This is a genomic window from Streptomyces sp. NPDC040718 (genome assembly GCF_055593565.1).
This window is the reverse complement of sequence record NZ_JBVIXO010000001.1, coordinates 965,337-988,523: the sequence shown is the minus strand read 5'-3', so window position 1 is coordinate 988,523 and position 23,187 is coordinate 965,337. Positions and strand designations below refer to the sequence as shown.

Genomic DNA, 23,187 nt, shown 5'->3' with positions numbered 1-23,187 from the left:
CCCGCAGGCTCCGTAATCTGGCGTGGAGTGCACAGAGCGGCGGGAATTCGTGGAACAGCAGACAGGCGCGGGTGCGGTGCTCGCAGGCCGGTACCGGCTCGTGGAGCCCATCGGCAGCGGCGGCATGGGGAAGGTGTGGCGCGCGCATGACGAGCTGCTGCACAGAACGGTCGCGGTCAAGGAACTGACGGCGGGGCTCTACGTGTCCCAGGCCGACCGGGAGGTCATGCACGCCCGGACGCAGAAGGAGGCCCGGGCGGCGGCCCGGATCCAGCATCCGGCGGTGGTGACCGTCCACGACGTGCTGGAGCACGACGACCGGCCGTGGATCGTCATGGAGCACATCGACGGCCCCTCCCTCGCCGAGGCGGCCAAGGCCGCCGGCCGGATCGAGCCCCGCGAGGCGGCCCGGATCGGCCTGCACGTGCTGGGCGCGCTGCGCGCCGCGCACGCGGTCGGGGTGATGCACCGGGACGTGAAGCCGGGCAACGTGCTGCTGGCCAAGGACGGCCGGGTGCTGCTGACCGACTTCGGGATCGCCGCGATCGAGGGCGACTCGTCGATCACGCGGACGGGTGAACTCGTCGGCTCCATCGACTACCTGGCCCCGGAGCGGGTAACGGGCGGCGCCCCCGACCCGTCCTCCGACCTGTGGTCGCTGGGCGCCACCCTGTACACGGCCGTAGAGGCCCGCTCGCCCTTCCGCCGGACCTCGCCGATCTCCAGCCTCCAGGCAGTGGTGAACGACGAGCCGCCCGTGCCCCGCCAGTCCGGCGCCCTGGGCCCGGTCATCACGGCGCTGCTGCGCAAGGACCCGGCCGAGCGTCCCTCGGCCGCGGAGGCCGAGCGGATGCTGCTGGAGGCGATGGAGGGCCGCGAGCCGAAGGCCGCCCAGGCGTACGTGCCCACGCGCGCGGTGAGCGACGAGGAGCGGGCCTCCGCGCAGGCGCCCGCGGCCCCGGTGCAGGAGCCCGCCCCCGCCCCGGCGCCCGCCCCGGTGGCCACCACCGCCCTGCCCGAGCAGACCGCGGGCCGTCGGCCGGGCCGGATGCGGCGGGTGGCCGCGGTGGCCCTGGTGGCGGCGCTGCTGGGCGGCGGCGCCGTGTTCGGGGCGCTGAAGCTCACCGGGGGCGGCGACGGGGACGCGGACAAGGGCGGCTCCGACAGGAACACGAGCGCCACCGGCGGCCAGGACGGCCAGAGCGGCCGCAAGGCCGCCGCCACTCCGCCGGCCGGCTGGAACAAGGTCACGGACAAGGAGGGCTTCACGCTCTTCGTCCCGAACGGCTGGATGCGCCAGACGGACGGCAACCAGATCGACTACACCGCGGACAACGGCAAGCACTACATCCGGATCGCCGCCGACCCGACCCCGGACTACCCGAACCCGTACACGCACCTGCTCGACCTGGAGAAGCAGGTGGCGCAACGGACGGACTACAAGCGGCAGAAGCTCAACCCGAACACGTTCCGGGAAACCACCCAGGCCGTCCTCTGGGACTTCACGTGGACGGAGAAGGGGGTGCACGCCGGGCCGCGCCGGGCCATCGAGCAGATGTACATCGCCCCGAACGGCACCGAGTACGCGATCTACATGACGGGCCCCGCCGCCGACTGGGCGACGACCCGCCAGCAGTTCGACATCGTGCTCAGCGGCTGGGAGCCGGCCCCCCAGGGGAGCTGAGCCCCCGGCGCCCGGGGGCCGGGCCCCCGGTACCCGGCCATCCTGCCAGCGATCACTGGCAGATTTGGCAAAATCCGGTTACCCACGGGTACCCAAAGGCCCGCCCGCCCAATACGCTCACCGCCATGACGGACTCGCAGGCCCCCGCCGCCACCCTCCGCTCCGCACCGCAGCCCACCAATCCGGTCGCCCCGGCCCCGGCAGGCGTCCGCACCGCCGCCGACGTGGTGACCCCCGACCTGGTCACCCGGCTCACCCGCGGAGTGATCGGCTCCGGCCGGACCGCCAACCACACCCCCTTCACCGGGGCCAAGCTGGCGGACCTGCCCGAGGCCACCCCCGAGGACGTGGCCACCGCCTTCGCGAAGGCCCGCGCCGCCCAGCCCGCCTGGGCCGCGGTCCCCGTACGGAGGCGCGCCGCCGTACTGCTGCGCTTCCACGACCTGGTCCTCGCCCGCCAGTCCGAGGTCCTCGACCTCATCCAGCTGGAGACCGGCAAGGCCCGCCTGCACGCCCACGAGGAGGTCCAGGCCGTCGCCGTCGCCGCCCGGCACTACGGCCGCAAGGCTCCCTCGTACCTGCGGCCCAAGGGCCACACCGGCGCCATGCCGACCCTCACCAAGGTCACCGAGCTGCGCCAGCCGCGCGGGGTCGTCGGCCAGATCGCCCCCTGGAACTACCCCCTCGAACTCTCCGTCGGCGACGCCCTGCCCGCCTTCGTCTCGGGCAACGCCGTCGTCATGAAGCCCGACACCGAGACCGCGCTGACCGCCCTGTGGGCCCGCGACCTGCTCATGGAGGCCGGACTGCCCGCCGAGGTCTTCCAGGTCGTCCTCGGCGAGGGCCCCGTCGTCGGCCCCGAGGTGGTCCGGCACGCCGACTACGTCTCCTTCACCGGCTCCACCCGCACCGGCCGCGAGGTCGCCCAGGGCGCAGCCGCCCGCCTGGTCGGCGTCTCCCTCGAACTCGGCGGCAAGAACGCCATGCTCGTACTGCACGACGCCGACGTGGAGAAGGCCGCCGCCGGCGCCGTCCGCGCCTGCTTCTCCTCCGCCGGCCAGCTCTGCATCTCCATCGAGCGGCTCTACGTCCACGCCTCGATCGCCGACGCCTTCGTCGAGCGCTTCGCCGCCCGCACCAAGGCCATGCGGCTCGGCGCCTCCCTCGCCTACGGCGCCGACATGGGCTCCCTCGTCGGCGAACGCCAGCTGGAGACCGTGCAGCGGCACGTGGACGAGGCCGTCGCCAAGGGCGCCACCCTCGTCGCCGGCGGCACCGCCCGCCCCGACATCGGCCCGCTCTTCTACGAGCCCACCATCCTCGACGGGGTCGAGGCCCCCATGTCGGTCTGCGCCGAGGAGACCTTCGGCCCGGTCGTCTCCGTCTACCGGTTCACCGACGAGGACGAGGCCGTCGCCCAGGCCAACGCCACCCCCTACGGCCTCAACTCCAGCGTCTGGACCAAGGACGCCCGGCGCGGCCACGCCGTCGCCGCACGGCTGCGCACCGGCACCGTCAACATCAACGACGGCTACGCCCCCGCCTACGGCAGCGCCCAGGCCCCCATGGGCGGCATGAAGGAGTCCGGCCTCGGCCGACGGCACGGCTCCGAGGGCATCCTCAAGTACACCGAGGCGCAGACCGTCGCCCACCAGCGGCTGCTGCCGATGGCGCCCTCGCTCGGCATGGACGACGAGCAGTACGCCCGTTTCATGACGAGCAGCCTCAAGGTCCTCAAGGCCCTCCGACTGCGCTAAGGGGAACCCGTGCCTCACGACCACGAGTACGACCACGAGTACGACTACGACGTCATCGTCATCGGATCGGGTTTCGGCGGGTCGGTCTCGGCGCTGCGCCTGACCGAGAAGGGCTACCGGGTCGGCGTCCTGGAGGCGGGCCGCCGCTTCACCCGCCAGGACCTGCCCCGCAACAGCTGGGACCTGCGCAACTACCTGTGGGCGCCGGCCCTCGGGCTGTACGGGATCCAGCGCATCCACCTGCTCGGCAACGTGATGGTCCTCGCCGGCGCCGGGGTCGGCGGCGGCTCGCTCAACTACGCCAACACCCTGTACGTGCCGCCCGCCGCCTTCTTCGAGGACCGGCAGTGGGCCTCCATCACCGACTGGCGGGCGGAACTCGCCCCGTACTACGACCAGGCCAAGCGGATGCTCGGCGTACGGCTCAACCCGACGCTCACCCCCTCCGACGTCCACCTGAAGGCCGTCGCCGAGAAGATGGGCGTCGGGGACTCCTTCCACATGGCCCCGGTCGGCGTCTTCTTCGGCGACGGCGCGGACGCCGGAGGGCAGCCGAAGGTCCGCCCCGGCCAGGAGGTCCCCGACCCGTACTTCGGCGGCGCCGGGCCCGCCCGCAAGGCCTGCACCGAATGCGGCGAGTGCATGACCGGCTGTCGGCACGGCGCGAAGAACACCCTCAACGAGAACTACCTGCACCTCGCGGAGAAGGCCGGGGCGGAGATCCGCCCCATGACCACCGTCACCGCCCTCTCCGAACACCCCGACGGCGGCTACCGGGTCCGCACCGTGCCCACCGCCGACCGCCGCAAGGGCAGGGCGCAGGTGCTGCGCGCCCGGCACGTGGTCGTCGCGGCGGGTACGTACGGCACCCAGACCCTGCTGCACACCATGAGGGACCTCGGCGAGCTCCCCCGGATCTCCGGCCGGCTCGGCGACCTGACCCGGACCAACTCCGAGGGCCTGGTCGGCGCCCAGACCGACGACCGCCGCTACCGCAGGCGGCACGGCGCCGGGGCCCGGGCGGACTTCACCCGTGGCGTGGCCATCACCTCGTCCGTGCACCCCAACGCCGACACCCACATCGAGCCCGTCCGCTACGGCCGGGGCTCGAACGCCATGGGGTTCATGACGATCCTCCAGGTGCCCCATGCCCGGCACCGGGTGCGGGCCTGGTTCGCCCGCACCGCCACCCACCCGGTGCAGCTGCTGCGCTCCCTGTCGAACCGGCGCTGGTCGGAGCGGACCATCATCGGCCTCGTCATGCAGTCCCTGGACAACTCCCTGACCACCTACCGCAAGCCCGGCGGCCTGGGCAAGGGCCTGCTGACCGCCCGCCAGGGCCACGGCGCGCCCAACCCGGTGCAGATCGCGGAGGCGACCGAGGCGGCGACGCTGCTGGCCGAGGAGATCAACGGCTTCCCGGGCAGCAACATCGGCGAGCTGATGGGCACCCCGCTGACCGCGCACTTCCTCGGCGGCTGCCCCATCGGCGCCTCCGCCGAGGAGGGCGTCGTGGACCCGTACCACCGGCTGTACGGGCACCCGGGCATCTCGGTGGTCGACGGCTCGGCGGTCTCCGCGAACCTCGGGGTCAACCCGTCCCTGACCATCACGGCGCAGGCCGAGCGGGCCATGTCGTACTGGCCCAACAAGGGCGAGGCGGACCGGCGGCCCGCGCAGGGGGAGGCGTACCGGCGGCTGGAGGCGGTGGAGCCGGTCAGCCCGGCGGTCCCCAAGGAGGCCTTCGGCGCCCTGCGGCTGCCGTTCCTCGCGGTCCCCGAAATCCCGCCCAGGCAACCGGAACCGGAGCACTGACCCCGGGAAGACGACGGCGGTGAGCACCGCGCTCCCCCTCCGAGCGCGGTGCTCACCGCAGTACAAGAGTGGACAGGCGGTTGCCGAAAAAGGTTGTACCGGAATCCTTTGCGGCAAGCTGTGGTGTCGGTCACACGGTCGAGCGTGCAACCGCGACGGCGGCCCGGGGGTCAAGGGGGGCATGAGACAGCGCATCTCCCTGCTGGCCGCGTGCGGCCTGGTGGCCGTGGGGCTGACCACCCCCACCGCGATGGCCGCCGAATCCGCGGACCCCGTCTTCCGGCTGGCCGGACAGCCCGCCATCGCCCTCACGCCCCACCCGGCGACGGGCTCCCCGCAGCCGGTGGCCATGTCCTTCCACCTGGAGGACACCGGCTCCTTCGCCGGCGAGTTCACCTTCACCGTCGACCGGACCGCGGTCGCGGGCTTCGCCTCCGTCAAGGAGAGCTCCGCCGCTCCCAGGAAGTGCGAGGAGAGCGGCACCAAGCTCGTCTGCAAGGACAAGGGCCCGCACCCCCGCGTGGACCTCGTGGCCACCGCCGAGAAGGGGGCAAGGGAGGGCGCGTCCGGCGCGCTCAAGGTGACCGGTGCAGCCGCCGGGGCCACCGTCACCCCCGCCGAGACCACCCTCCAGATCGGCGGCCCCGACCTGGTCATGCGGAAGCTGGACCTCAAGAAGGACCCGAAGCCCGGCGAGAGCCAGGCCCTGCCCCTCGCGTTCCGCAACGAGGGCACGCAGTCGGCCAAGGGCGTGGTCCTGGAACTGGAGGCCACCCGCGGCCTGGAGCTCCCGGAGCGCTACGACAACTGCGCCTACCGCACCACCGGCGTCTCCACCACCGCCGTCTGCGCGGTCGAGGGGGACTTCGAGGCCAAGGCCACCTATGAGCTGGCCGGCGACAGCCCGCTGCACCTGAAGGCCGGTCCGCACGCCCTCAACGAGCGGTTCGACTACGGCATCTACCCGCTGGCCGCCCCGCAGAAGGCGGCGGACGCCAAGGCGCCCGACACGAAGGCGCCCGACGCGAAGGCCCCCGACGCCAAGGCGCCCAACGCGGCCGGCGCCGCCGGCCGGAAGCTGATCGCCCGCAAGAAGACCGAGGCCGCCCCCGCCCCGCTGCGCGGCCCCGACCTGAACGTGGCCGACAACAAGCGCGTGTTCGACCTCACCGTGCCGAACACCGCCGACTTCGCGGCCGACCCCCTCACCGTCAAGGGTGCCGCCGGCACCACCGTCAAGGCCGTCGTGGGCGCGCGCAACAACGGCCCGGCCTGGGTCGCCCCCGCCGACCACAAGTCCACCGCCCCCGCGGCCGTCGTCGACGTGGCGCTCCCGCAGGGCGTGAAGGTCGTCACGGCCCCCGCGGCCTGCCGCGCCGTACAGCCGGCGCTGTACCGCTGCGCCACCGGGCCGGTCGTACTGGAGAACGAGAAGCTGGCCTTCCCCTTCGAGCTGAAGATCGAGAAGGCGGTCAAGGACGCCAAGGGCGCCATCACCGTCGGCGGCCTCGACCCGAAGGGCGAGCCCAAGCGGCACGACTTCGACCGGGTCCTGACCAACAACCAGGCCGCCTTCACGGCGAACCCGACGGCCACCCCGACGAAGTCGCCGAGCCCCTCCGGCTCCGGCACCGCATCGCCGAGCGCCTCCAAGAGCGGCTCGCCCACCGCGGGCAGCAGCACCGGCTCCACCACGGGCAACGGCGCCTCGGCGGCCGCCGGCCGCAACGGCGGCCCGCTGGCCTCCACCGGCAGCACGGCCGGCCTGGTCGGCCTCGCCGGCGCCGGGCTGTTCGCCGTCGGCGCCGCCCTGTACCTGTCCTTCCGCCGCCGGAACAACGGCGGCGCGCACGCGTAACCGCGTGAAGGCGGGGGAAAAGACGAACGGCCGGCCCGGGGCGTCCCCCGGGCCGGCCGTCCTCATGGGGTGACCGGGCTGCTGTCCCCTGCCGTCCGGTCACACGAGGGGAGCGAGGTCCCACGACGCGCGCCGTCGGGCGTCGCGTCTCATCGCTCCCGTGGAGCCACGCGTGGTGCTGCGTCCCGCGCCTGGCTGGCACGGACAACCTCACCAACGAAGGGCCCCCGGCCCGGTCACGGTCCGGACGGGTGACGAACAGGCGCCCGCGCGGTCAGACGCGGCCCCGGCACAGCTCCAGCAGAGTCATCGCGAGGGCGGTCCCGGGCTTTCCGAGGGCATCGCTCCAATGGGAGAGCACCTCCATCTCGCGCGACAGGTGCACCCGCCGGCCGCCCGCGCCGATCCTCGCCTCCTGGATGACGGCCGAGACGGCCATCCGCTCCTGGATCAGCCCGATGATCCGGTCGTCGAGGGCGTCGATGCGCTCGCGGGAGCCGGCGATCAGCTGCTCGGGGGTGGTGGTGATCGTGGTCATGGCGTCTCTCCTGTGGTGGGTGGTGGCCCGGCAGGAGCGGAAACGCGGAGCGCCCCGGTCCTGTCGGACCGGGGCGCTCTGGGAAGTCAGCGGCTCAAGCGAGCATCACGCGGACCCATGGCGACCGGACCGGCCGGTGCCATAGGTAAAGAGGAAGCTCAGCTGCTTGCGCATGGTGTGGATTATGGCCCCCCGCCCGTGCCCCGGCCAACCGGGCCCGGATGCTGAGACGCCCCGGAGGCACACGTCACGCCGGGGCGCCCCGGCGTGACGTGTGCCTCGGATGGTGCGACAAACCGGCGGTCGGCGCCACCGGTAGAATCGACAAAACAGCCACCTCTTTCCGCCGGAAGGCCGTCCCGTGCCAGAAGCACCCTCCGCCGCCCACGACAGCGCCCCGGACACGGTCCTCGTCGTCGACTTCGGCGCGCAGTACGCCCAGCTCATCGCCCGCCGCGTCCGCGAGGCCCGCGTCTACAGCGAGATCGTGCCCAGCACGATGCCCGTGGCCGAGATGCTCGCCAAGGAGCCCAAGGCGATCATCCTCTCCGGCGGCCCGTCCTCCGTGTACGAGGAGGGCGCACCGCGCCTGGACGACGCCGACGCCCTCTTCGGCTCCGGCGTCCCCGTCTTCGGCATGTGCTACGGCTTCCAGCTGATGGCGACGACCCTCGGCGGCACCGTCGACAACACCGGCGCGCGCGAGTACGGCCGCACCCCGCTGTCCGTCTCCAAGGCCGGCTCCACCCTCTTCGAGGGCACCCCCGAGCACCAGTCGGTGTGGATGTCCCACGGCGACGCCTGCTCCGCCGCCCCCGAGGGCTTCACCGTCACCGCGTCGACGAACGTCGTCCCGGTCGCGGCCTTCGAGAACGACGAGCAGAAGCTGTACGGCGTGCAGTACCACCCCGAGGTCATGCACTCCACGCACGGCCAGCAGGTCCTGGAGCACTTCCTCTACCGGGGTGCGGGCCTGAAGCCCACCTGGACCACCGGCAACATCGTCGAGGAGCAGATCGCGGCGATCAAGGCGCAGGTCGGCGACAAGCGCGCCATCTGCGGCCTGTCCGGCGGCGTGGACTCCGCTGTCGCCGCGGCCCTCGTCCAGAAGGCCATCGGTTCCCAGCTGACCTGCGTGTACGTCGACCACGGCCTGATGCGCAAGGGCGAGACCGAGCAGGTCGAGAAGGACTTCGTCGCGGCCACCGGCGTGCAGCTCAAGGTCGTCGACGCGCAGGAGCGCTTCCTGACCGCGCTGGCCGGCGTCTCCGACCCGGAGACCAAGCGCAAGATCATCGGCCGCGAGTTCATCCGCGTCTTCGAGCAGGCCCAGCTGGAGATCCTCCAGGAGGACGGCCCGGCGGTCGCGTTCCTGGTCCAGGGCACCCTGTACCCGGACGTCGTGGAGTCCGGCGGCGGCACCGGCACCGCCAACATCAAGTCCCACCACAACGTGGGCGGCCTCCCCGACGACATCGAGTTCGAGCTCGTCGAGCCGCTGCGCCAGCTGTTCAAGGACGAGGTCCGGATGGTCGGCCAGGAGCTCGGCCTGCCCGAGGAGATCGTCCAGCGCCAGCCCTTCCCCGGCCCCGGCCTCGGCATCCGCATCGTCGGCGAGGTCACCAAGGAGCGCCTGGACCTGCTGCGCGAGGCCGACGCCATCGCCCGCCACGAGCTCACCGCCGCCGGTCTCGACCGCGAGATCTGGCAGTGCCCGGTCGTCCTCCTCGCTGACGTCCGCAGCGTCGGCGTGCAGGGCGACGGCCGCACCTACGGCCACCCGATCGTGCTGCGCCCCGTCTCCTCCGAGGACGCGATGACCGCGGACTGGACGCGCATGCCGTACGAGGTGCTCGCCCGGATCTCGACCCGCATCACCAACGAGGTGCCGGACGTGAACCGCGTGGTCCTCGACTGCACCAGCAAGCCCCCGGGCACCATCGAGTGGGAGTAGTCCCACCCGGCGCGCCCGACGGAGCCGCCGCCCCCTTCCACGGGGGCGGCGGCTTCCGCCTTTCCCGGACTTTCCTCTGGCCACTTGCGGCCCGCGCCGGTACCTTGCGCGGCGCACCGCAGCGCACGACCGCGCACCCCCGCGCACGCCGCGACCTGGAGGAGGGCGCATGCCGGACCAGCCCGTACCCGTGCCCGTGGACCGGCTGGCCTTCGAGATGCCGCCCGCGTACGAGGACCCGGCGCAGGAGCGCGCCCACCGCAAGGAGCGGCTCGCCGGGGCGCTGCGGCTGCTGGGGCGCCTCGGGTACGAGGACGGGGTCTCGGGGCACGTCACCGCACGGGACCCGGAGTTCGAGGACTGCTACTGGGTGAACCCCTTCGGCCGGGCCTTCGCCGGTACCCGCCCCCGGGACCTGCTGCTGGCCGACGGGAACGGGCGGGTGCTGGAGGGCGGCCGGCGGGTCAACGAGCTGGCCTTCGCCGTGCACGCCGCCGTGCACCGGGCCCGGCCCGACGTGGTCGCGGTGGTCCGCGCGCAGGGCCCGTACGGCAGGGCGCTGGCCTGCCTCGGCGAGCTGCTGGCCCCGGTCACGCAGGAGGCCTGCGCCTTCTACGAGGACCACGCGCTGCTGGACGAGTACCCCGGCGACGGCGTCGCCGACCCGTGGCGGGTCGCCCGCGCCCTCGGCCCGTACAAGGCGCTGGTCCTGCGCAACCAGGGGCTGCTGACGGTCGGCGGCTCGGTGGACGCGGCCGTGTGGTGGTTCATCGCGGCGGAGCGGGCCGCGCAGGTGCAGCTGATCGCGCGGGCGGCCGGCAAACCGGTGCCCGTCGACCACCGCGCGGCCCTGGCCACCCGCGCGCGGTTCGGCGGCGATCTCGCGGCGTGGGTGAACTACCAGCCGCTGTGGCAGACCGTCGAGGACGGTGGCGTCAACATCATGAACCGTTAATCACCTGCTCTGACATCGTGCGCAATCCGGAGCACTGCCGCAGTGGTGCACAATTCGCTGGCATTGCCCCGTAGTTCAGAGCCGGCATTGCCCCGTAGTTCAGAGAGGCGGCACGCACGTGGCTGTCCAAGAGATGTCCCGGAGTACCCATACCGCCGTCTGCGCCTGCGACGACTGCGCACGGGAGGGGCACCGCAGAGCGGTCGCCGCGTTCCTGGAGAAACGGGACGAGTTCGCCTCCGGGCAAGGGGTGCCGGCCGCGGTGGCCCACTCCCTCGGCGCCTCCCGCCAGTGGGTCTCCGACGAGCTGACCCTGTCCGCCCGCACGGTCGCCGACCGCGGCCGGGAGGCGGGCAGCTCCTGGCTGTACCTGTTCTCCCGGCGGGCCGTCCTCGCCCTGTGGATCGCCGCCGGAGTGCTGCTGGTGGTCCAGGTCGGCACCGCGCTCGGCACCGGCTGGTCCACCGCCCGCACCGCCGGGCTGCTGGCCGCGCTGGTGCTGGCCGGGCTGCTCACCGCCGCCGCCCGCGCCCAGTCGCTGCGCGGCGGGCTGCTGGCCCCGGTCGTCGGGGAGGACAACCGGCTGTCGACCTCGAAGGCGGTGCCGAGCGCCTGGCTGGTGCTGACAGCGTTCGCGGCGCTGCTGCCCGCGCTGCGGCTGGCCGCCTCCTCGCCCGGTCCCGAGCGCGAGGCCCTGTACGAGGGGTTCGCACTGGGGCGGGCCCTGCCGCTGCTGTCGGTGGTCGCGCTGACCTCGGCGGTGGCGGTGCTGGTGCGCCGGGTGGTCTCCGTACGGATCATGGGGCAGCGGCTGCAGAAGCTGCCGGCCGACCGGCCGCGCGGGGTGGACCTGCTCACGGACGACGACGGCCGCGGCAGCTTCCCGGACGCGCAGTACGTGCTCGTCTCCACGGTGGTGCTGGCCTACGCGGCGGTGTCGCTGGCCCGCTTCCCCGACCGGCTGCCGCAGCTGCCGTGGGCGCTGGCCATGCTGGTGGCGCTGTCGGCGGCGGTGTACCTCGCGGCGAAGTACGCCGAGGGCAGCCGCCCGCTGGTGCTCTCGGTGGTGCGCAGGCGCGAGCCCGGCGACATCGACGCCGCCGTCCGGCCCGGCGACGACATCGAGATCCGCGGCGTCGGCTTCGTGCCGCCCGGCGCGCGGACCCCGGAGATGCTCGCCCGGCTGGTCGTACGGGTCGGGGCGGTCCACGTGCACGTGCCGCTGGTCCCGGTCGCCGGCGGGTTCACCAACCCCTCGGACTCGGTGCTCACCGTTCCCGTGCCCGCGGAGGTCGAGCCGGGCCGCGTCGACGTCCAGGTGGTCACGGCCGCGGGGGTGGAATCCAACCGCTGCATCATCGACGTGGCCGAGTGAACGGGGTAGACATGGGGGCGTGACCCGAACTGACGCCCCATCCGGGCAGCGGACCACCCCGCTCAAGGAGCTGGCCACCCGCTACGCGCTCTTCCCGCTGCGGATCTTCCTCGGCGTGACCTTCGTCTACGCAGGCATCGACAAGCTGACGGCCGCGGGCTTCCTCGCGGAGACCGGCAGCGGATCGATCGGCGAGATGATGCGCGGGGTGCGCGACACCTCCGCGATCCCCGCCCTGGTGGACCTCGCCCTGAAGGCCCCCGTCGGCTTCGGCGTCGCCATCGCCATCGGGGAACTCCTCGTCGGTCTCGGCGTGCTCGCCGGGGTGCTGACCCGGGTCGCCGCCGCCGGCGGACTGCTGATCTCGCTCAGCCTGTGGCTCACCGTCTCCTGGGCCGTGACCCCGTACTACTACGGCAACGACCTCGCGTACTTGTTTTGCTGGGTACCTCTCGTGATGGCCGGAGCACCTTACTGGTCACTGGATGCCCTGATCAGGCGCAGGCGGAGGGCGACCGACTGAGGACGGAGCTACCCGAGGTAGGGGGCCTCCCGGTCCTCCAGGAAGTGGGTCAGCCTCAGGCGTTGTGTGTGGTGCATGTCCAGGGAGCTGAGAGCTCCAGGGGCCACCCAGCGGAGTTCCAGGGACTCGTCCGAGACGGCCAGAGTCCCGCCCACCAGGCGGGCACGGAAGCACACGTTGAACTGTCGGCGTACCTCTCCGTCGGTGTACGCGATGACGTGCCGGGGGTCGGTGTACGTCCCGACGAGCCCGGTGATCTCTACGTCCAGGCCCGTCTCTTCTTTCACCTCCCGGATGGCCGTGCCGGGCAGGCTGTCGGTCATCTCCATGCCTCCGCCCGGCAAAGCCCACAGACCGCTGTCTGAGCGCTTCTGGAGCAGGATGCGGCCCTTGTCGTCGGTCACCACGGCGGACGCCGCTACGACCATGCTGTTCGGCTCTGGGGCGTCCGGATCATCGAAGTACTCGATGCGTGCCACTAGCTGACCTCCTGTGCCGTGGACCAGACGGCATCAAAGCTCTCGGCGTAGGTGTCGAACACGGACCCGCCGTCAGCGCGTCGCAGGTGCCACACCGGCGCACCGTACGCGTTCACGCCCCACACGTGGGCATTGACCAGGGCTTGGTCGTCGGCCCTGTAGATCGAGTTGTAGAGCGTCGTTCCATGGGTTCTGATCTCCACACCAGCGACGTCGACAAGCGACCGGTAGTGCAGCAGCGCCAGCCGGCACCGTGACTCGATGCCGTGCCCGAACTTCTCCTCTCGGCCCCGTAGCTGAACGTTCTGAGAGTCCGCGTCACCCAGGCAGATGCGCACCCGGCATCCGGCCTCTGCCCTCTCCCTGAGCAGGTCGTTGAGGCGGGGGTACGCCTCATGCAGGAAGACGGCCGCATACACCAAGACATCGACGCGCTCTTGAGCTGACGACAGAAGGTCGACGAACACCGACACGGGAAGGTCTGCTCGCTGCTCGTAGAGGGCCACCAGTTCGGGACTCACAGCCCTTGCCAACCGAGCCTGCCTCAACGCGGGCCACAAAGCGTGTATGTCCTCTCCCAGCGCCTCGGCAGCTTTGACCGCAGTTGCCCTCCGGGGCACCCTCCCGAGGTTCACCCATCGCTCGACGCTCTTGGGATCGACTCCCGATGCCTCGGCGAGAGTTGAGTGTGTCCAGCCCCTGGAAGTCATCGTCGCCCGCAGACGCTCATTGCCAGCCATAGGGACGTTCTACCCCCATCAGGACGTCCCAAAGTGGGGAATGTACGAGGTTCCCCCGTCCCAGTTGCCGGCTGGAGCATGAAGCATCGCAACGGGGAGAGCGGAGGGCTGGACGTCGTGAGCCAGGCGGCAGCAGATACGGATGCAAGTCGGTGGGAGTATGTGACCTATGCCCCCAAGGGCGAGACGTGCCCCGCCTGTTTGAAGCAGATCAAGCCCCTTGAGCGGGTGCGACGTGGCTCCTTGGAGCGTCAGCCAGGCGCCCTCACTGTGGTCTATCGCCACTACGAGAAGTGCTCGGCGTGATCACGGCGCGAGATATCGGCTCCAGGGTGAAGGATTCGGCCGGACGAGTCGGCATCCTGCGTGACGTCATCCCTGACTATGAAGACCCATCGGACCCTCCGCAGGAGCGCCGCAAACAACCTGTGGCCTTTCTGGCGCCTGAGCATGGGGGCCGTGAGTGGCTGGTCCCTCCCCGGGCGGTCGAGCGGGTTGATCCCTGAACGTCTGCCTCAGGTGCTGTCGTCGAGGTACCGGTAAAGGGTGGCCCTTGAGACTCCAAGAGTCTTGGCGATGGCACTGACGCTTTCTCCCTTGCCCTTCCTCGCCTTGGCCACCGTGAGCATGTCGTCATTGATGACTGTGGGACGTCCGCCAGTTCTTCCCTGCGCCTTGGCCGCTTCCAGCCCGGCCTTGGTGCGTTCCCGGATGAGAGAGCGTTCGAACTCCGCCATGGCTCCGATCACTTGGAGCATGAGGCGGCCGTCTGGAGTGTTCGGGTCGATGTTGGCCAGTGCACCAGTCAGCACCTTGAAGCCGATGCCGCGTTCTGCAAGCTCGTCCACCATCCCCACCAGGTCGATGAGGGACCGTGCGAAGCGGTCCAGCTTCCACACACAGAGCGAGTCACCGCCTCTGAGGTAGTCCAGGGCCGCCTTGAGCTCCTGCCGCTCCGCGTTCTTGCCCGATGCCTTGTCGATGAAGATGCGAGAGCACCCCGCAGCTTCCAGGGCGTCGAGCTGTAGCTGTGCCTCCTGAGCATCGGTCGAGACCCGTGCGTATCCGATCAAGTGGCCTGTTGCCGTACCGGGCGTCGTCATGCGGAGACAGTCTCACAACTCGTCTCAGAACATCAAGAGGCTGAGCCGTGTTTCGAGAGCTGGGGTAACACTCGGCGAATACTTCGCTGCGGACCGCCGGGGCGCCTTCCGTTCACCCTGTACGGGTTTCCTGGGCCGTCTAGGCCTCCTGTGCCTTGTGATCCGGATCTCAGTTTCCCCGGGTTCCGTCCGGGAATTGCCCGCAGGACAGGTACATCTATTTTGAGGGGTTCTCTATATCTACTATTACTTAGCACTGGGCCCCCTTTGGAGGCCCAGTTGTTTGTCAGTGGATAGTGAACGGCTGGCTCAGGTTGCCGAGATCCACCTCTGCCCCGAAGTCCGTGGTATTGGAGACTCCCTTGATGAGCGGGTTCAGGCGGACGCTGATTCCCGCCTTGAGTAGGTGGCGTGTCCTCTCGGTGTCGTTGCCTTCGTTCCGCTCCCACATGTGGCGGAAGGTCTCCCCGGTGTCCCGGTATTCGTACCTGTCCGGCTTGTCTCCCTCGGCCGCCAAGGAATCATGTTCCTCGTAGAGGGCTGCAATCTCTTCTTCGGTGGCCTTCTTGGCGAATCCGGCCGAGTTCTTCCCTCCGGGGCGGATGGACCTCTGGAGTTCCGTCACATACTCCTTGATCTCCTGGAGTCTCTGGGAGTTGTTCGAACCCTTGACGTAGTGACGCTCGTGCATGGGGAAGTCTCCGATGACTCCCAGCACCGTGCTCTCTATGACCTCCCTCACCTTCTCGGCTCGGAAGGCGTAACCCTTCCCGCAGGACTCTCGGTTGGCCGACTTGTTGCAGCGGTAGACAGGCTTGCCCTGCTGCCTCTCCGGATTGAAGAGATACAAGTTGCCGCCGCAGCCGCCGCAGAGGACCACGCCGCGATATGCAGTCGTGTTCTTCGTCGAGCGACGGGCAGCGCTTGGGCGCCCATTCATTTCGTCCTGGAGCTTCGCCCATTCGTCATCTGTGAGAAGCGGGTCTGCCATCCGAATCTTTCCTTCGGAAGTCAGGATCGGCTGGGAGAATCCGTACTTCTTTCCGGGAACCTTCGCTTCCTCACACTTCCAGCCGAGGATTGTTTCAGACCTCAGGATGGATGTGAGGGTGCGGCTCCGCCATATCGGCAGAGGTTCGCCGTTGTTCTTCCGGCGATTCGACATCCTCTCGCCGCCTGGGGAAAGAATGCCTCTGGCGTTGAAGTCATCGCAGATGGCTGAGTAGGGCTCGCCGGCCTCGACCACCCGCTTGTACATCTCCCGAATGACTTCCTTCTGATTCTCGCGCACCCGGAGTCTCATTGCTCCGTCGGTGTCGCGGAATGATTCGTATCCGTAGGGCGGGATTCCCTTGGCCCAGACGTTCTTCGACTTGGCGTAGCTCTGGAACGACTTGACTCGCATGGAGATGTTCTGGGCTTCGGTCTCGGCGATAGCCGCGAACAGGTCGATGATGACGTGCCGAAAGGGGCCGACCATGTCGAGTACGGGTTCCTTGGCGGAAACCAGGAACTTGCCGCCGTGAGTCGTCGCCCATTTGATCATGTCCTGCATGTCGACGACTTTGCGGACGAACCTGTCCATCTTCCAGAACAGCAGCAGATCGAATTCAGGTGCCCGGTTGTTCAGCCATTCCCCGAGCTGTGGTCTCTCGAACGGATGGGACTTGGTGGCGGAGATGTGGGCGTCCTTGGCCACGCCCACAACCTGCCATCCGAGGTGCTGCCTCTCGGCTACGTAGGCCATGCAGTCCTGGAGCTGGCGCTCCAGCGAAGTGGATGCGTCAGTCTCGTTGCTGATCCTGAGAGCGATCAGTACACGCACAGGCTTCATAGACGCAGACCCTATAACAGCAGTACGTCAGTGACCTGGCGTACCTGATGGCCTGGACCCCGCTGGTCCTCGCGGGGGCGCCCTACTGGTCGTTCGACTCGATGATCCGGTCGCGCTGATCCCGGCGCACGGCGTACGTGACCATCCCGACCAGGGCGGACAGAACCAGCCCGCCCAGGGCGAACGGGACCACCAGGAACCACGGCACGTCCGTCTCGCCGGCCGCGTCGAGCAGGTAGAGCACGCCCGCGGCGGTCAGGACCAGCCCCGCCAGCAGCCGTCCCGGCTGGAACTCATGACGCCGCACGGGCCACCTCCACCTGTCCCACGCCCGCGTCCAGGCGCAGCTCGATCGTCCCGCCGGCCTCGGTGCCGGCGGCGGGGGGCAGGGTCGCCCGCCGGGTCTCGCCCTCGCTCCTGATCCTGATGCCGGGGCCGGCCTCCCCGGGCAGCTCGATGTCGCCGAGCCGGATCGACACGTCGGCCTTCGCGGTGACCTCCCGGGGGAGGACCACCTTCAGCCGGCCCGCCTCGATGGAGGCGCGGACGCTGACGGTGGCGCCCTTGGGGACGTCCAGGCGGCTCAGGTCCAGGGTCGCCAGCCCGGTCCCCGCCTCGTACGCGGGACGTACGTCGGCCACCGCCGCCGGGCGCCAGGCCACGTCCCGCCAGTCGGTGCCGATCTCGCGCGGCAGGGCCACCGCACCCGCGAGCAGCACGGCGGTGATCAGGCCGAGCAGAACCGTGCCGAAGCCGGTGCGGCCCTTGACGGAGCTGACGGCCAGACCCAGTCCGAAGACGGCGAGCGCGGAGGCCAGGCCCACCTGGAGGGCGTGCCCGAGCGTGGCGTCCTCCCACACCGCGGCGGTGCCGGCCCCTCCCGCCAGCAGGGCCAGTACGAACACCCGGCCGCCGATGCCGCCGCGCGGCCGTGCGGGCGCCCCGCGCCGGGGCTTCTCCGGGTCGGTGCCCGGCCGGTCCCGGTCGGGGCCGCTGTCGTCGGGGCCCCACAGGTAGCCGGCCGAGCCGACCGGGCCCGTGGTGCCGTCCTTGACCAGCGGGTCCCGCCACCAGGAGGGGCTGCCCGGCACCGGCGGCGCCTGCGTCTCGGGCGGCGCCGGGCGGTGCGCGGCCGGGGCCTGGGCCTCGGGGGCGGCGGCGCCGCGGTGGCGCCGGGACCAGTAGGCGGCGCCGCCGAGCGCCAGGACGACCAGGACCGAGAAGGCCCCCATCACCCCGTTGTCCAGCATCGACAGGAACAGCGCGCAGCCCACCAGGGCGCTGAACACGGCGGCCAGGGTGGCGCCCTCGACACGGCCGGTCAGCAGCCGCTTGCCCTCGCTGTCCTCGTCCCCCTCCAGGGGGAGCAGCAGCCAGGCGAAGCCGTAGAAGATCAGGCCGACGCCGCCGGTGACGGCGAGCACCCCGAGCACGATCCGGAAGACGACCGGGTCCAGGTCGAAGTACCGGCCGAGGCCGCCGCACACGCCCGCGAGGACCTTGTCGCGCTTGCTGCGGCGCAGCGGTGGCCGCTCGGCGGGGGCCGGTGCCCCGGGATCCCCGGGCGGGGCGTCTTGTACGTCGGTCATGTGTCCATGGTGACGGGCGGGGCGGCCCCCCGGCACCGGGCCCTACCCTGGCGTAACCCTGATATCCCCCGTGCGGAACTGGGGGGATGCCCTGATGCCGGGCCGCGCCCGGGCGTGTGACCCTTGGTGCCATGCCCGTAGCCGCCGCTCCACGCATACCGCACGCACCCGACCCGGAGGACGTCCCGCAGCGCAAGCTCTACCGCAGCGCCGACGGCCGGATGCTCGGCGGGGTCGCGCGCGGCCTCGCCGGCCACCTCGGGCTGCCCGTGATCTGGGTCCGGCTCGCGTTCCTCGGCATGTTCATGTTCGGGGACGGGCTCGGCGTACTGCTCTACGCGGCGTTCTGGGTCTTCGTACCGCTCGGCCAGGGCGGCAAGACCGGGCACCACTCCTTCTTCGAGACCCTCACCGACGGCACCCGGCGGCTGCGCAAGCCCGACAAGGGAGCGGTCTCCGGGCTGATCGCGCTGGCCGTCGGCGCCGGCATCTTCGTCTCCCAGCTGCGCTTCGGCGGGGAGAACGGCCGCTACATCTGGCCCACCCTGCTCGTCGGGGCCGGCGTCGTCCTCGTGTGGCGCCAGGCGGACAACGCCCGCCGCGCCCACTGGAGCTCCGCCGGCGACCGCCAGAAGCGCCTGTTCCAGGCCGCCCGCGCCCTCGCCGGGGTCGTCCTCGTCGGCGTCGGCCTGACCGTGTTCATCGTCGTACGGGGCTCCGCGGCCCAGCTCGGCAACCTCCTCACCGCCGTCCTCGCCGTCCTCGTCGGCATAGCCCTGCTCGCCGGGCCCTGGCTGATCCGCATGACCCAGGACCTCTCCGAGGAGCGCCTGATGCGCATCCGCGCCCAGGAGCGCGCCGAGGTCGCGGCCCACGTCCACGACTCGGTGTTGCACACCCTGACGCTGATCCAGCGCAACGCCGAGGACGTCGGCGAGGTGCGCCGCCTCGCCCGCGCCCAGGAGCGGGAGCTGCGCAACTGGCTCTACAAGCCCGAGGGCACCGGCAAGGACGAGGCCGAGGAGCCGGCCACCCTCGCCGAGGCCGTGAAGAAGACCGCCGCCGACGTGGAGGACCACCACGGCGTCCCGATCGAGGTCGTCGTCGTCGGCGACTGCCCGCTCGACGAGGGCCTCGGTGCCCAGGTCCAGGCCGCGCGCGAGGCGATGGTCAACGCCGCCAAGTACGGTGGCGAGGGGCCCGTCCAGGTGTACGCGGAGGTCGAGGGACAGACGGTGTTCGTGTCCGTGCGCGACCGCGGACCGGGCTTCGACATGGAAGCGGTACCGGACGACCGCATGGGCGTACGAGAATCGATCATCGGCCGGATGCAGCGCAACGGGGGGACCGCGGTGCTGCGGTCCGCGCCCGACGGCGGCACGGTAGTCGAGCTGGAGATGGAGAGGGCGGCGAAGACAGCATGACCGAGGACAACGCGACCACCGGCGGCGCGGGCAGGAGGGTCCGGGTGGTCCTCGTCGACGACCACCGGATGTTCCGCACCGGGGTCCAGGCCGAGATCGGCGAGACCGACCGGACCGGCGTCGAGGTCGTCGGCGAGGCCGCCGACGTGGACCAGGCCGTCACCGTCATCACCGCCACCCGCCCGGAGGTGGTCCTCCTCGACGTCCACCTCCCCGGCGGCGGCGGCGTCGAGGTGCTGCGGCGCTGCGCCCCGCTGATGGCGGCCGCCGAGAACCCGGTGCGGTTCCTGGCGCTGTCCGTGTCGGACGCCGCCGAGGACGTCATCGGCGTCATCCGCGGCGGCGCGCGCGGCTACGTCACCAAGACCATCACCGGCACCGACCTGGTGGACTCGGTCTTCCGGGTCCAGGACGGGGACGCGGTGTTCTCGCCCCGCCTGGCCGGCTTCGTGCTGGACGCCTTCGCCTCGACCGACGCCCCGCCGGTCGACGAGGACCTCGACCGGCTCACCCAGCGCGAGCGCGAGGTGCTGCGGCTGATCGCGCGCGGGTACGCGTACAAGGAGATCGCCAAGCAGCTGTTCATCTCGGTGAAGACGGTGGAGTCGCACGTCTCGGCGGTGCTCAGGAAGCTCCAGCTCTCCAACCGGCACGAGCTGACCCGCTGGGCGACGGCCCGCCGACTGGTCTGATCCGGTCCCTTCCGATCGGATGTGATCCACGCCGCAGGCGGGGAGGGCAACCGGAAGGCGGCGCACCCGACTCTTGGGTGGCGTGATGAGCCTGACCGGGACCCCTCTCTTCGCGACGGCGGTCGCCCTGACCGTGACCGCCGTCGTCCTGCCGCTGGCCGTGTGGGGCAAGGTGCGCGGCCCGGCCGTCGCACGCGTCGCCACCCGCGCGCTGATGGTGGTGTTCGCGCAGGTCACCGCAGTCGCCCTGGTCTTCCTCGCGCTCAACCGGGAGATGAACTTCTACGTCTCCTGGGGTGACCTGATGGGCACCGGCAAGTACGTCCAGGCCGCCCCCGACCTGGGCGCCGACGGGCTCGGCGGCAAGAAGGCCGAGCAGGTCCGGCAGGAGCCGAAGGTCCGCCAGGAGTTCGTGCCCGTCGAGGGCCTCGGCGGGCGGGTGAAGAAGACCGAGCTCGACGGCAAGATCTCCGGCGTCAAGGGCGACGTCATGGTGTGGCTGCCGCCGCAGTACGACGACCCCGCCTACAAGGACAGGAAGTTCCCGGTCGTCGAACTGATTCCGGGCATACCCGGCACGGGCAAGTCCTGGTTCCAGGGGCTCAAGGCGCACGAGGTGCTGGAACCGCTGATGAAGGAGGGCAAGGTCCAGCCCTTCATCCTGGTCTCCCCGCGCGCCATGCTGCTCGGCAACGGCGACACCGGCTGCGCCAACATCCCCGGCAAGGTCAACGCCGACAGCTGGTTCAGCGTCGACGTCCGCAAGATGGTCACCGACAACTTCCGCGCCTCCGACGAGGCCCGCACCTGGGGCGTCGCCGGCTATTCGGCAGGCGCGTACTGCGCCGCCAAGCTGGCGATCCTGCACCCCGACCGCTACAGCGCCGCCGTCTCCCTGTCCGGCTACAACGACCCCGGCCAGGAGCCCAGCTCGCTGGTGGCCAAGGACCCGGAGCTGCGTCGCACCCACAACCTGAAGGAACTGCTGAAGGCCCAGCCCGCGCCGCCGGCGGTCGCGCTGTGGATGTCGGGCGCCGAGCACGACGGCTACCTGTCCGGCACCGACCTCAAGGCCCTCGCGCAGAACCCGACCACCGTGCACGCCGAGAAGATCACCGGCGGGCACAACCTGGAGGCCTGGTCGAAGCAGCTGCCGCAGACCTTCGGGTGGCTCAGCCAGCAGGTCAAGACGCCGTAGCCAGCCGCGGCGGCCCCTACGCGGGGCGGGAGGCGCCGGCCCAGGGCATGGAGTCGACCGGGGCCAGCCGGACCGTGGAGCCGGGGCGCGGGGCGTGGATCATCCGGCCGTTGCCGACGTACATGCCGACGTGGGTGACCCCGGAGTAGAAGAAGACCAGGTCCCCGGGGGCCAGCTGGTCCCGGGAGACCCGCCGGCCCGCGTTGATCTGGGTGTAGGTGGTCCGGGGCAGGGACACCCCGGCCGCGCGCCACGCGGCCTGCGTCAGGCCCGAGCAGTCGAACGAGCCCGGTCCCGTCGCGCCCCAGACGTACGGCTTGCCGATCGCCCCGTACGCGAAGGCCACCGCGCGGGCGGCGCGCGAGCCCTCGGTGGCCGGGGGCGGGGTGTGGGGGGCGCTCGCGGGGTCGGCCCCGACGGCGCCGGCCGTGCCCGAGCGCGCCTCGTACGCGGCCCGCTCCTCGGCGGTCAGCCGGGCCAGCAGCTGCCGGGCGGTGGCGAGCCGGTCCTCGATCACGGTCTTCTGCTCGGCGAGCTCGTGCTGGCGGGCGCGCAGGTCCGCGAGCCGGCCGGCGGCCTGGTCGCGCAGCCGCCCGACCTCGTCGAGGCCGCGCTTGACGGCGGCCACCTCGGCGGCGGTCCGGTCGCCGGCCCGGGTCAGCATGCCGGCCCGGTCCAGGTACTCCTGCGGGTCGTCGGCCATGGCCAGCTGGAGGGCCGGGCCCAGGCCGCCGCTGCGGTACTGGGAGGCGGCGAGCGAGCCGAGCGCGCTGCGGGCGGTGTTCAGCCGGTCCGCCTTGCGGGCGGTCTCCTCGCGCAGACCGGTCAGCGCCCGCTCGGCCTCGTCGGACCTTGCCTTCGCCCCGTTGTACTTCTCCGTCGCCGCCTCGGCCTCCCCGTAGAGCCGGTCCACCTCCGTCTTGACCTGGGCGGGGCTGAGCTGCGGGTCGGCGTGCGAGGTGCCTTCGAAGGCGGTGGCCGTGGCAGCGCCCGCGAGGGCGAGGGTGGCGGCGGTCCGTACGGTGCCGCCGGAGAACGGGCGCTGCCTGGGCTTTCGATGACTGGCCACGGGGGCCTCACGTCCTTCCGCTCGTCCCGCAGGTCTGGGAGGTCTCGGGGGAGGACGCTAAACCTGAAGGTAACGGGAGGATGACGAGATGATCGGAACTGGTCTTGTCCGACCGGGACTGGGTCCGGACTGACCGGACCGCGGCGGAGGAAGGCGGATCAGTGCCAGAGGACGGCGATGAAGATGTTGGCGACGGTCAGGCCGCCGACCGCCGCGAAGAGCCCCTTCTCCACGTGCTCCTCGTCCCGCTTGACGTAGACGAGGGCCAGGATCACGAACAGGACCGCCAGCTTCACGCCGATCTTGACGTGGTTGAGCGGGGCACCGTCGCCCATCTCGCGGAAGCCCACCAGCAGCACGCCGGTGACGAGCATGGTCAGCGCGCCGTGCAGCATCGCGGGCACGAAACGCGCCGTACCGGCGCCCATCGCCTTCATCTGGGTCAGGAACCCGCCGAGGAGCGAGGCGATGCCGATGATGTGCAGGCCGACGAAGATGTTGGTCAGAACGGTCATGCCGCCGAGGGTACGGGGCGCCCTCCGCGGCCGATTTTCCGGGGGCGGGACCGGTTGTCGGTCCCGACCCCTAAACTCGGAAGGC

20 protein-coding genes are annotated in these 23,187 nt (G+C 71.2%); 11 read left to right on the top strand and 9 right to left on the bottom strand.

Features of this window, described 5'->3' with window-relative positions; all coding sequences use genetic code 11:
* Window positions 1-49: 49 nt before the first annotated feature.
* The 4 genes from ACZ597_RS04560 (at window position 50) to ACZ597_RS04545 (ending at window position 7,114) form a co-directional block, all read left to right on the top strand.
* Window positions 50-1,684: a serine/threonine-protein kinase gene (locus tag ACZ597_RS04560; RefSeq protein WP_471324817.1), complete on the top strand. Its 1,635-nt coding sequence runs from the start codon at window positions 50-52 to the stop codon at window positions 1,682-1,684.
* Between the two features lie 125 nt (window positions 1,685-1,809).
* Window positions 1,810-3,441 carry a succinic semialdehyde dehydrogenase gene (locus ACZ597_RS04555; protein ID WP_471324815.1) on the top strand — a complete coding sequence of 544 codons (1,632 nt, stop codon included), beginning with the start codon at window positions 1,810-1,812 and terminating at the stop codon, window positions 3,439-3,441.
* Window positions 3,442-3,450: 9 nt separating this feature from the next.
* Window positions 3,451-5,256, top strand: coding sequence for a GMC oxidoreductase (locus ACZ597_RS04550; protein WP_471324813.1), 1,806 nt, complete (start codon window positions 3,451-3,453; stop codon window positions 5,254-5,256).
* Window positions 5,257-5,437: 181 nt separating this feature from the next.
* Complete coding sequence (locus ACZ597_RS04545) at window positions 5,438-7,114, top strand: LPXTG cell wall anchor domain-containing protein (protein ID WP_471324811.1); 1,677 nt, start codon at window positions 5,438-5,440, stop codon at window positions 7,112-7,114.
* 274 nt (window positions 7,115-7,388) lie between these two features.
* Here the strand turns inward: ACZ597_RS04545 and ACZ597_RS04540 are convergent, their stop codons facing one another.
* Complete coding sequence (locus ACZ597_RS04540) at window positions 7,389-7,742, bottom strand: chorismate mutase (protein ID WP_470968207.1); 354 nt, start codon at window positions 7,740-7,742, stop codon at window positions 7,389-7,391.
* Window positions 7,743-8,013: 271 nt separating this feature from the next.
* Between ACZ597_RS04540 and guaA the strand changes: the two genes are divergently transcribed.
* From guaA to ACZ597_RS04520, 4 genes are all read left to right on the top strand, one after another.
* A complete protein-coding gene (guaA, locus tag ACZ597_RS04535) occupies window positions 8,014-9,606 on the top strand; it encodes a glutamine-hydrolyzing GMP synthase (protein ID WP_471324808.1) in 1,593 nt (530 codons plus the stop codon).
* Between the two features lie 169 nt (window positions 9,607-9,775).
* Window positions 9,776-10,561 carry a class II aldolase/adducin family protein gene (locus ACZ597_RS04530; RefSeq protein WP_471324805.1) on the top strand — a complete coding sequence of 262 codons (786 nt, stop codon included), beginning with the start codon at window positions 9,776-9,778 and terminating at the stop codon, window positions 10,559-10,561.
* A gap of 133 nt (window positions 10,562-10,694) precedes the next feature.
* The gene (locus ACZ597_RS04525) at window positions 10,695-11,936 is read left to right on the top strand and encodes a hypothetical protein (protein WP_471324802.1); all 1,242 of its coding nucleotides are present in this window, start codon (window positions 10,695-10,697) and stop codon (window positions 11,934-11,936) included.
* 19 nt (window positions 11,937-11,955) lie between these two features.
* Window positions 11,956-12,459, top strand: a complete 504-nt coding sequence (locus ACZ597_RS04520) for a DoxX family protein (protein ID WP_471324799.1) — start codon at window positions 11,956-11,958, stop codon at window positions 12,457-12,459.
* Between the two features lie 8 nt (window positions 12,460-12,467).
* Here ACZ597_RS04520 and ACZ597_RS04515 read toward each other — a convergent pair whose 3' ends face one another.
* The 6 genes from ACZ597_RS04515 to ACZ597_RS04490 form a co-directional block, all read right to left on the bottom strand.
* The gene (locus ACZ597_RS04515; protein ID WP_471324796.1) at window positions 12,468-12,938 is read right to left on the bottom strand and encodes an NUDIX domain-containing protein; all 471 of its coding nucleotides are present in this window, start codon (window positions 12,936-12,938) and stop codon (window positions 12,468-12,470) included.
* Entirely contained in the window at window positions 12,938-13,648 is a 711-nt protein-coding gene (locus ACZ597_RS04510) for a DUF5919 domain-containing protein (protein WP_471325158.1), read from the bottom strand. Before ACZ597_RS04510 ends, ACZ597_RS04515 begins: the two co-directional genes overlap by 1 nt.
* A gap of 545 nt (window positions 13,649-14,193) precedes the next feature.
* The gene (locus ACZ597_RS04505) at window positions 14,194-14,781 is read right to left on the bottom strand and encodes a recombinase family protein (RefSeq protein WP_351030539.1); all 588 of its coding nucleotides are present in this window, start codon (window positions 14,779-14,781) and stop codon (window positions 14,194-14,196) included.
* A gap of 286 nt (window positions 14,782-15,067) precedes the next feature.
* Complete coding sequence (locus ACZ597_RS04500) at window positions 15,068-16,615, bottom strand: recombinase family protein (RefSeq protein WP_471324793.1); 1,548 nt, start codon at window positions 16,613-16,615, stop codon at window positions 15,068-15,070.
* A gap of 82 nt (window positions 16,616-16,697) precedes the next feature.
* Entirely contained in the window at window positions 16,698-16,922 is a 225-nt protein-coding gene (locus ACZ597_RS04495; protein ID WP_469111559.1) for a hypothetical protein, read from the bottom strand.
* Complete coding sequence (locus ACZ597_RS04490) at window positions 16,909-18,204, bottom strand: PspC domain-containing protein (RefSeq protein ID WP_471324790.1); 1,296 nt, start codon at window positions 18,202-18,204, stop codon at window positions 16,909-16,911. Before ACZ597_RS04490 ends, ACZ597_RS04495 begins: the two co-directional genes overlap by 14 nt.
* A 131-nt stretch (window positions 18,205-18,335) precedes the next feature.
* Between ACZ597_RS04490 and ACZ597_RS04485 the strand changes: the two genes are divergently transcribed.
* From ACZ597_RS04485 to ACZ597_RS04475, 3 genes are all read left to right on the top strand, one after another.
* On the top strand, window positions 18,336-19,628 hold the full coding sequence (locus tag ACZ597_RS04485) for a PspC domain-containing protein (RefSeq protein ID WP_471324788.1): 1,293 nt from the start codon (window positions 18,336-18,338) through the stop codon (window positions 19,626-19,628).
* Complete coding sequence (locus tag ACZ597_RS04480) at window positions 19,625-20,320, top strand: LuxR C-terminal-related transcriptional regulator (RefSeq protein WP_427715168.1); 696 nt, start codon at window positions 19,625-19,627, stop codon at window positions 20,318-20,320. Before ACZ597_RS04485 ends, ACZ597_RS04480 begins: the two co-directional genes overlap by 4 nt.
* Window positions 20,321-20,405: 85 nt before the next feature.
* The gene (locus ACZ597_RS04475; protein ID WP_471324784.1) at window positions 20,406-21,518 is read left to right on the top strand and encodes an alpha/beta hydrolase; all 1,113 of its coding nucleotides are present in this window, start codon (window positions 20,406-20,408) and stop codon (window positions 21,516-21,518) included.
* 16 nt (window positions 21,519-21,534) lie between these two features.
* Here the strand turns inward: ACZ597_RS04475 and ACZ597_RS04470 are convergent, their stop codons facing one another.
* Both ACZ597_RS04470 and ACZ597_RS04465 read right to left on the bottom strand, forming a co-directional pair.
* Window positions 21,535-22,587, bottom strand: a complete 1,053-nt coding sequence (locus tag ACZ597_RS04470) for a C40 family peptidase (RefSeq protein WP_471324781.1) — start codon at window positions 22,585-22,587, stop codon at window positions 21,535-21,537.
* Window positions 22,588-22,745: 158 nt separating this feature from the next.
* Window positions 22,746-23,102, bottom strand: a complete 357-nt coding sequence (locus tag ACZ597_RS04465) for a hypothetical protein (protein ID WP_471324778.1) — start codon at window positions 23,100-23,102, stop codon at window positions 22,746-22,748.
* Window positions 23,103-23,187: the final 85 nt, after the last annotated feature.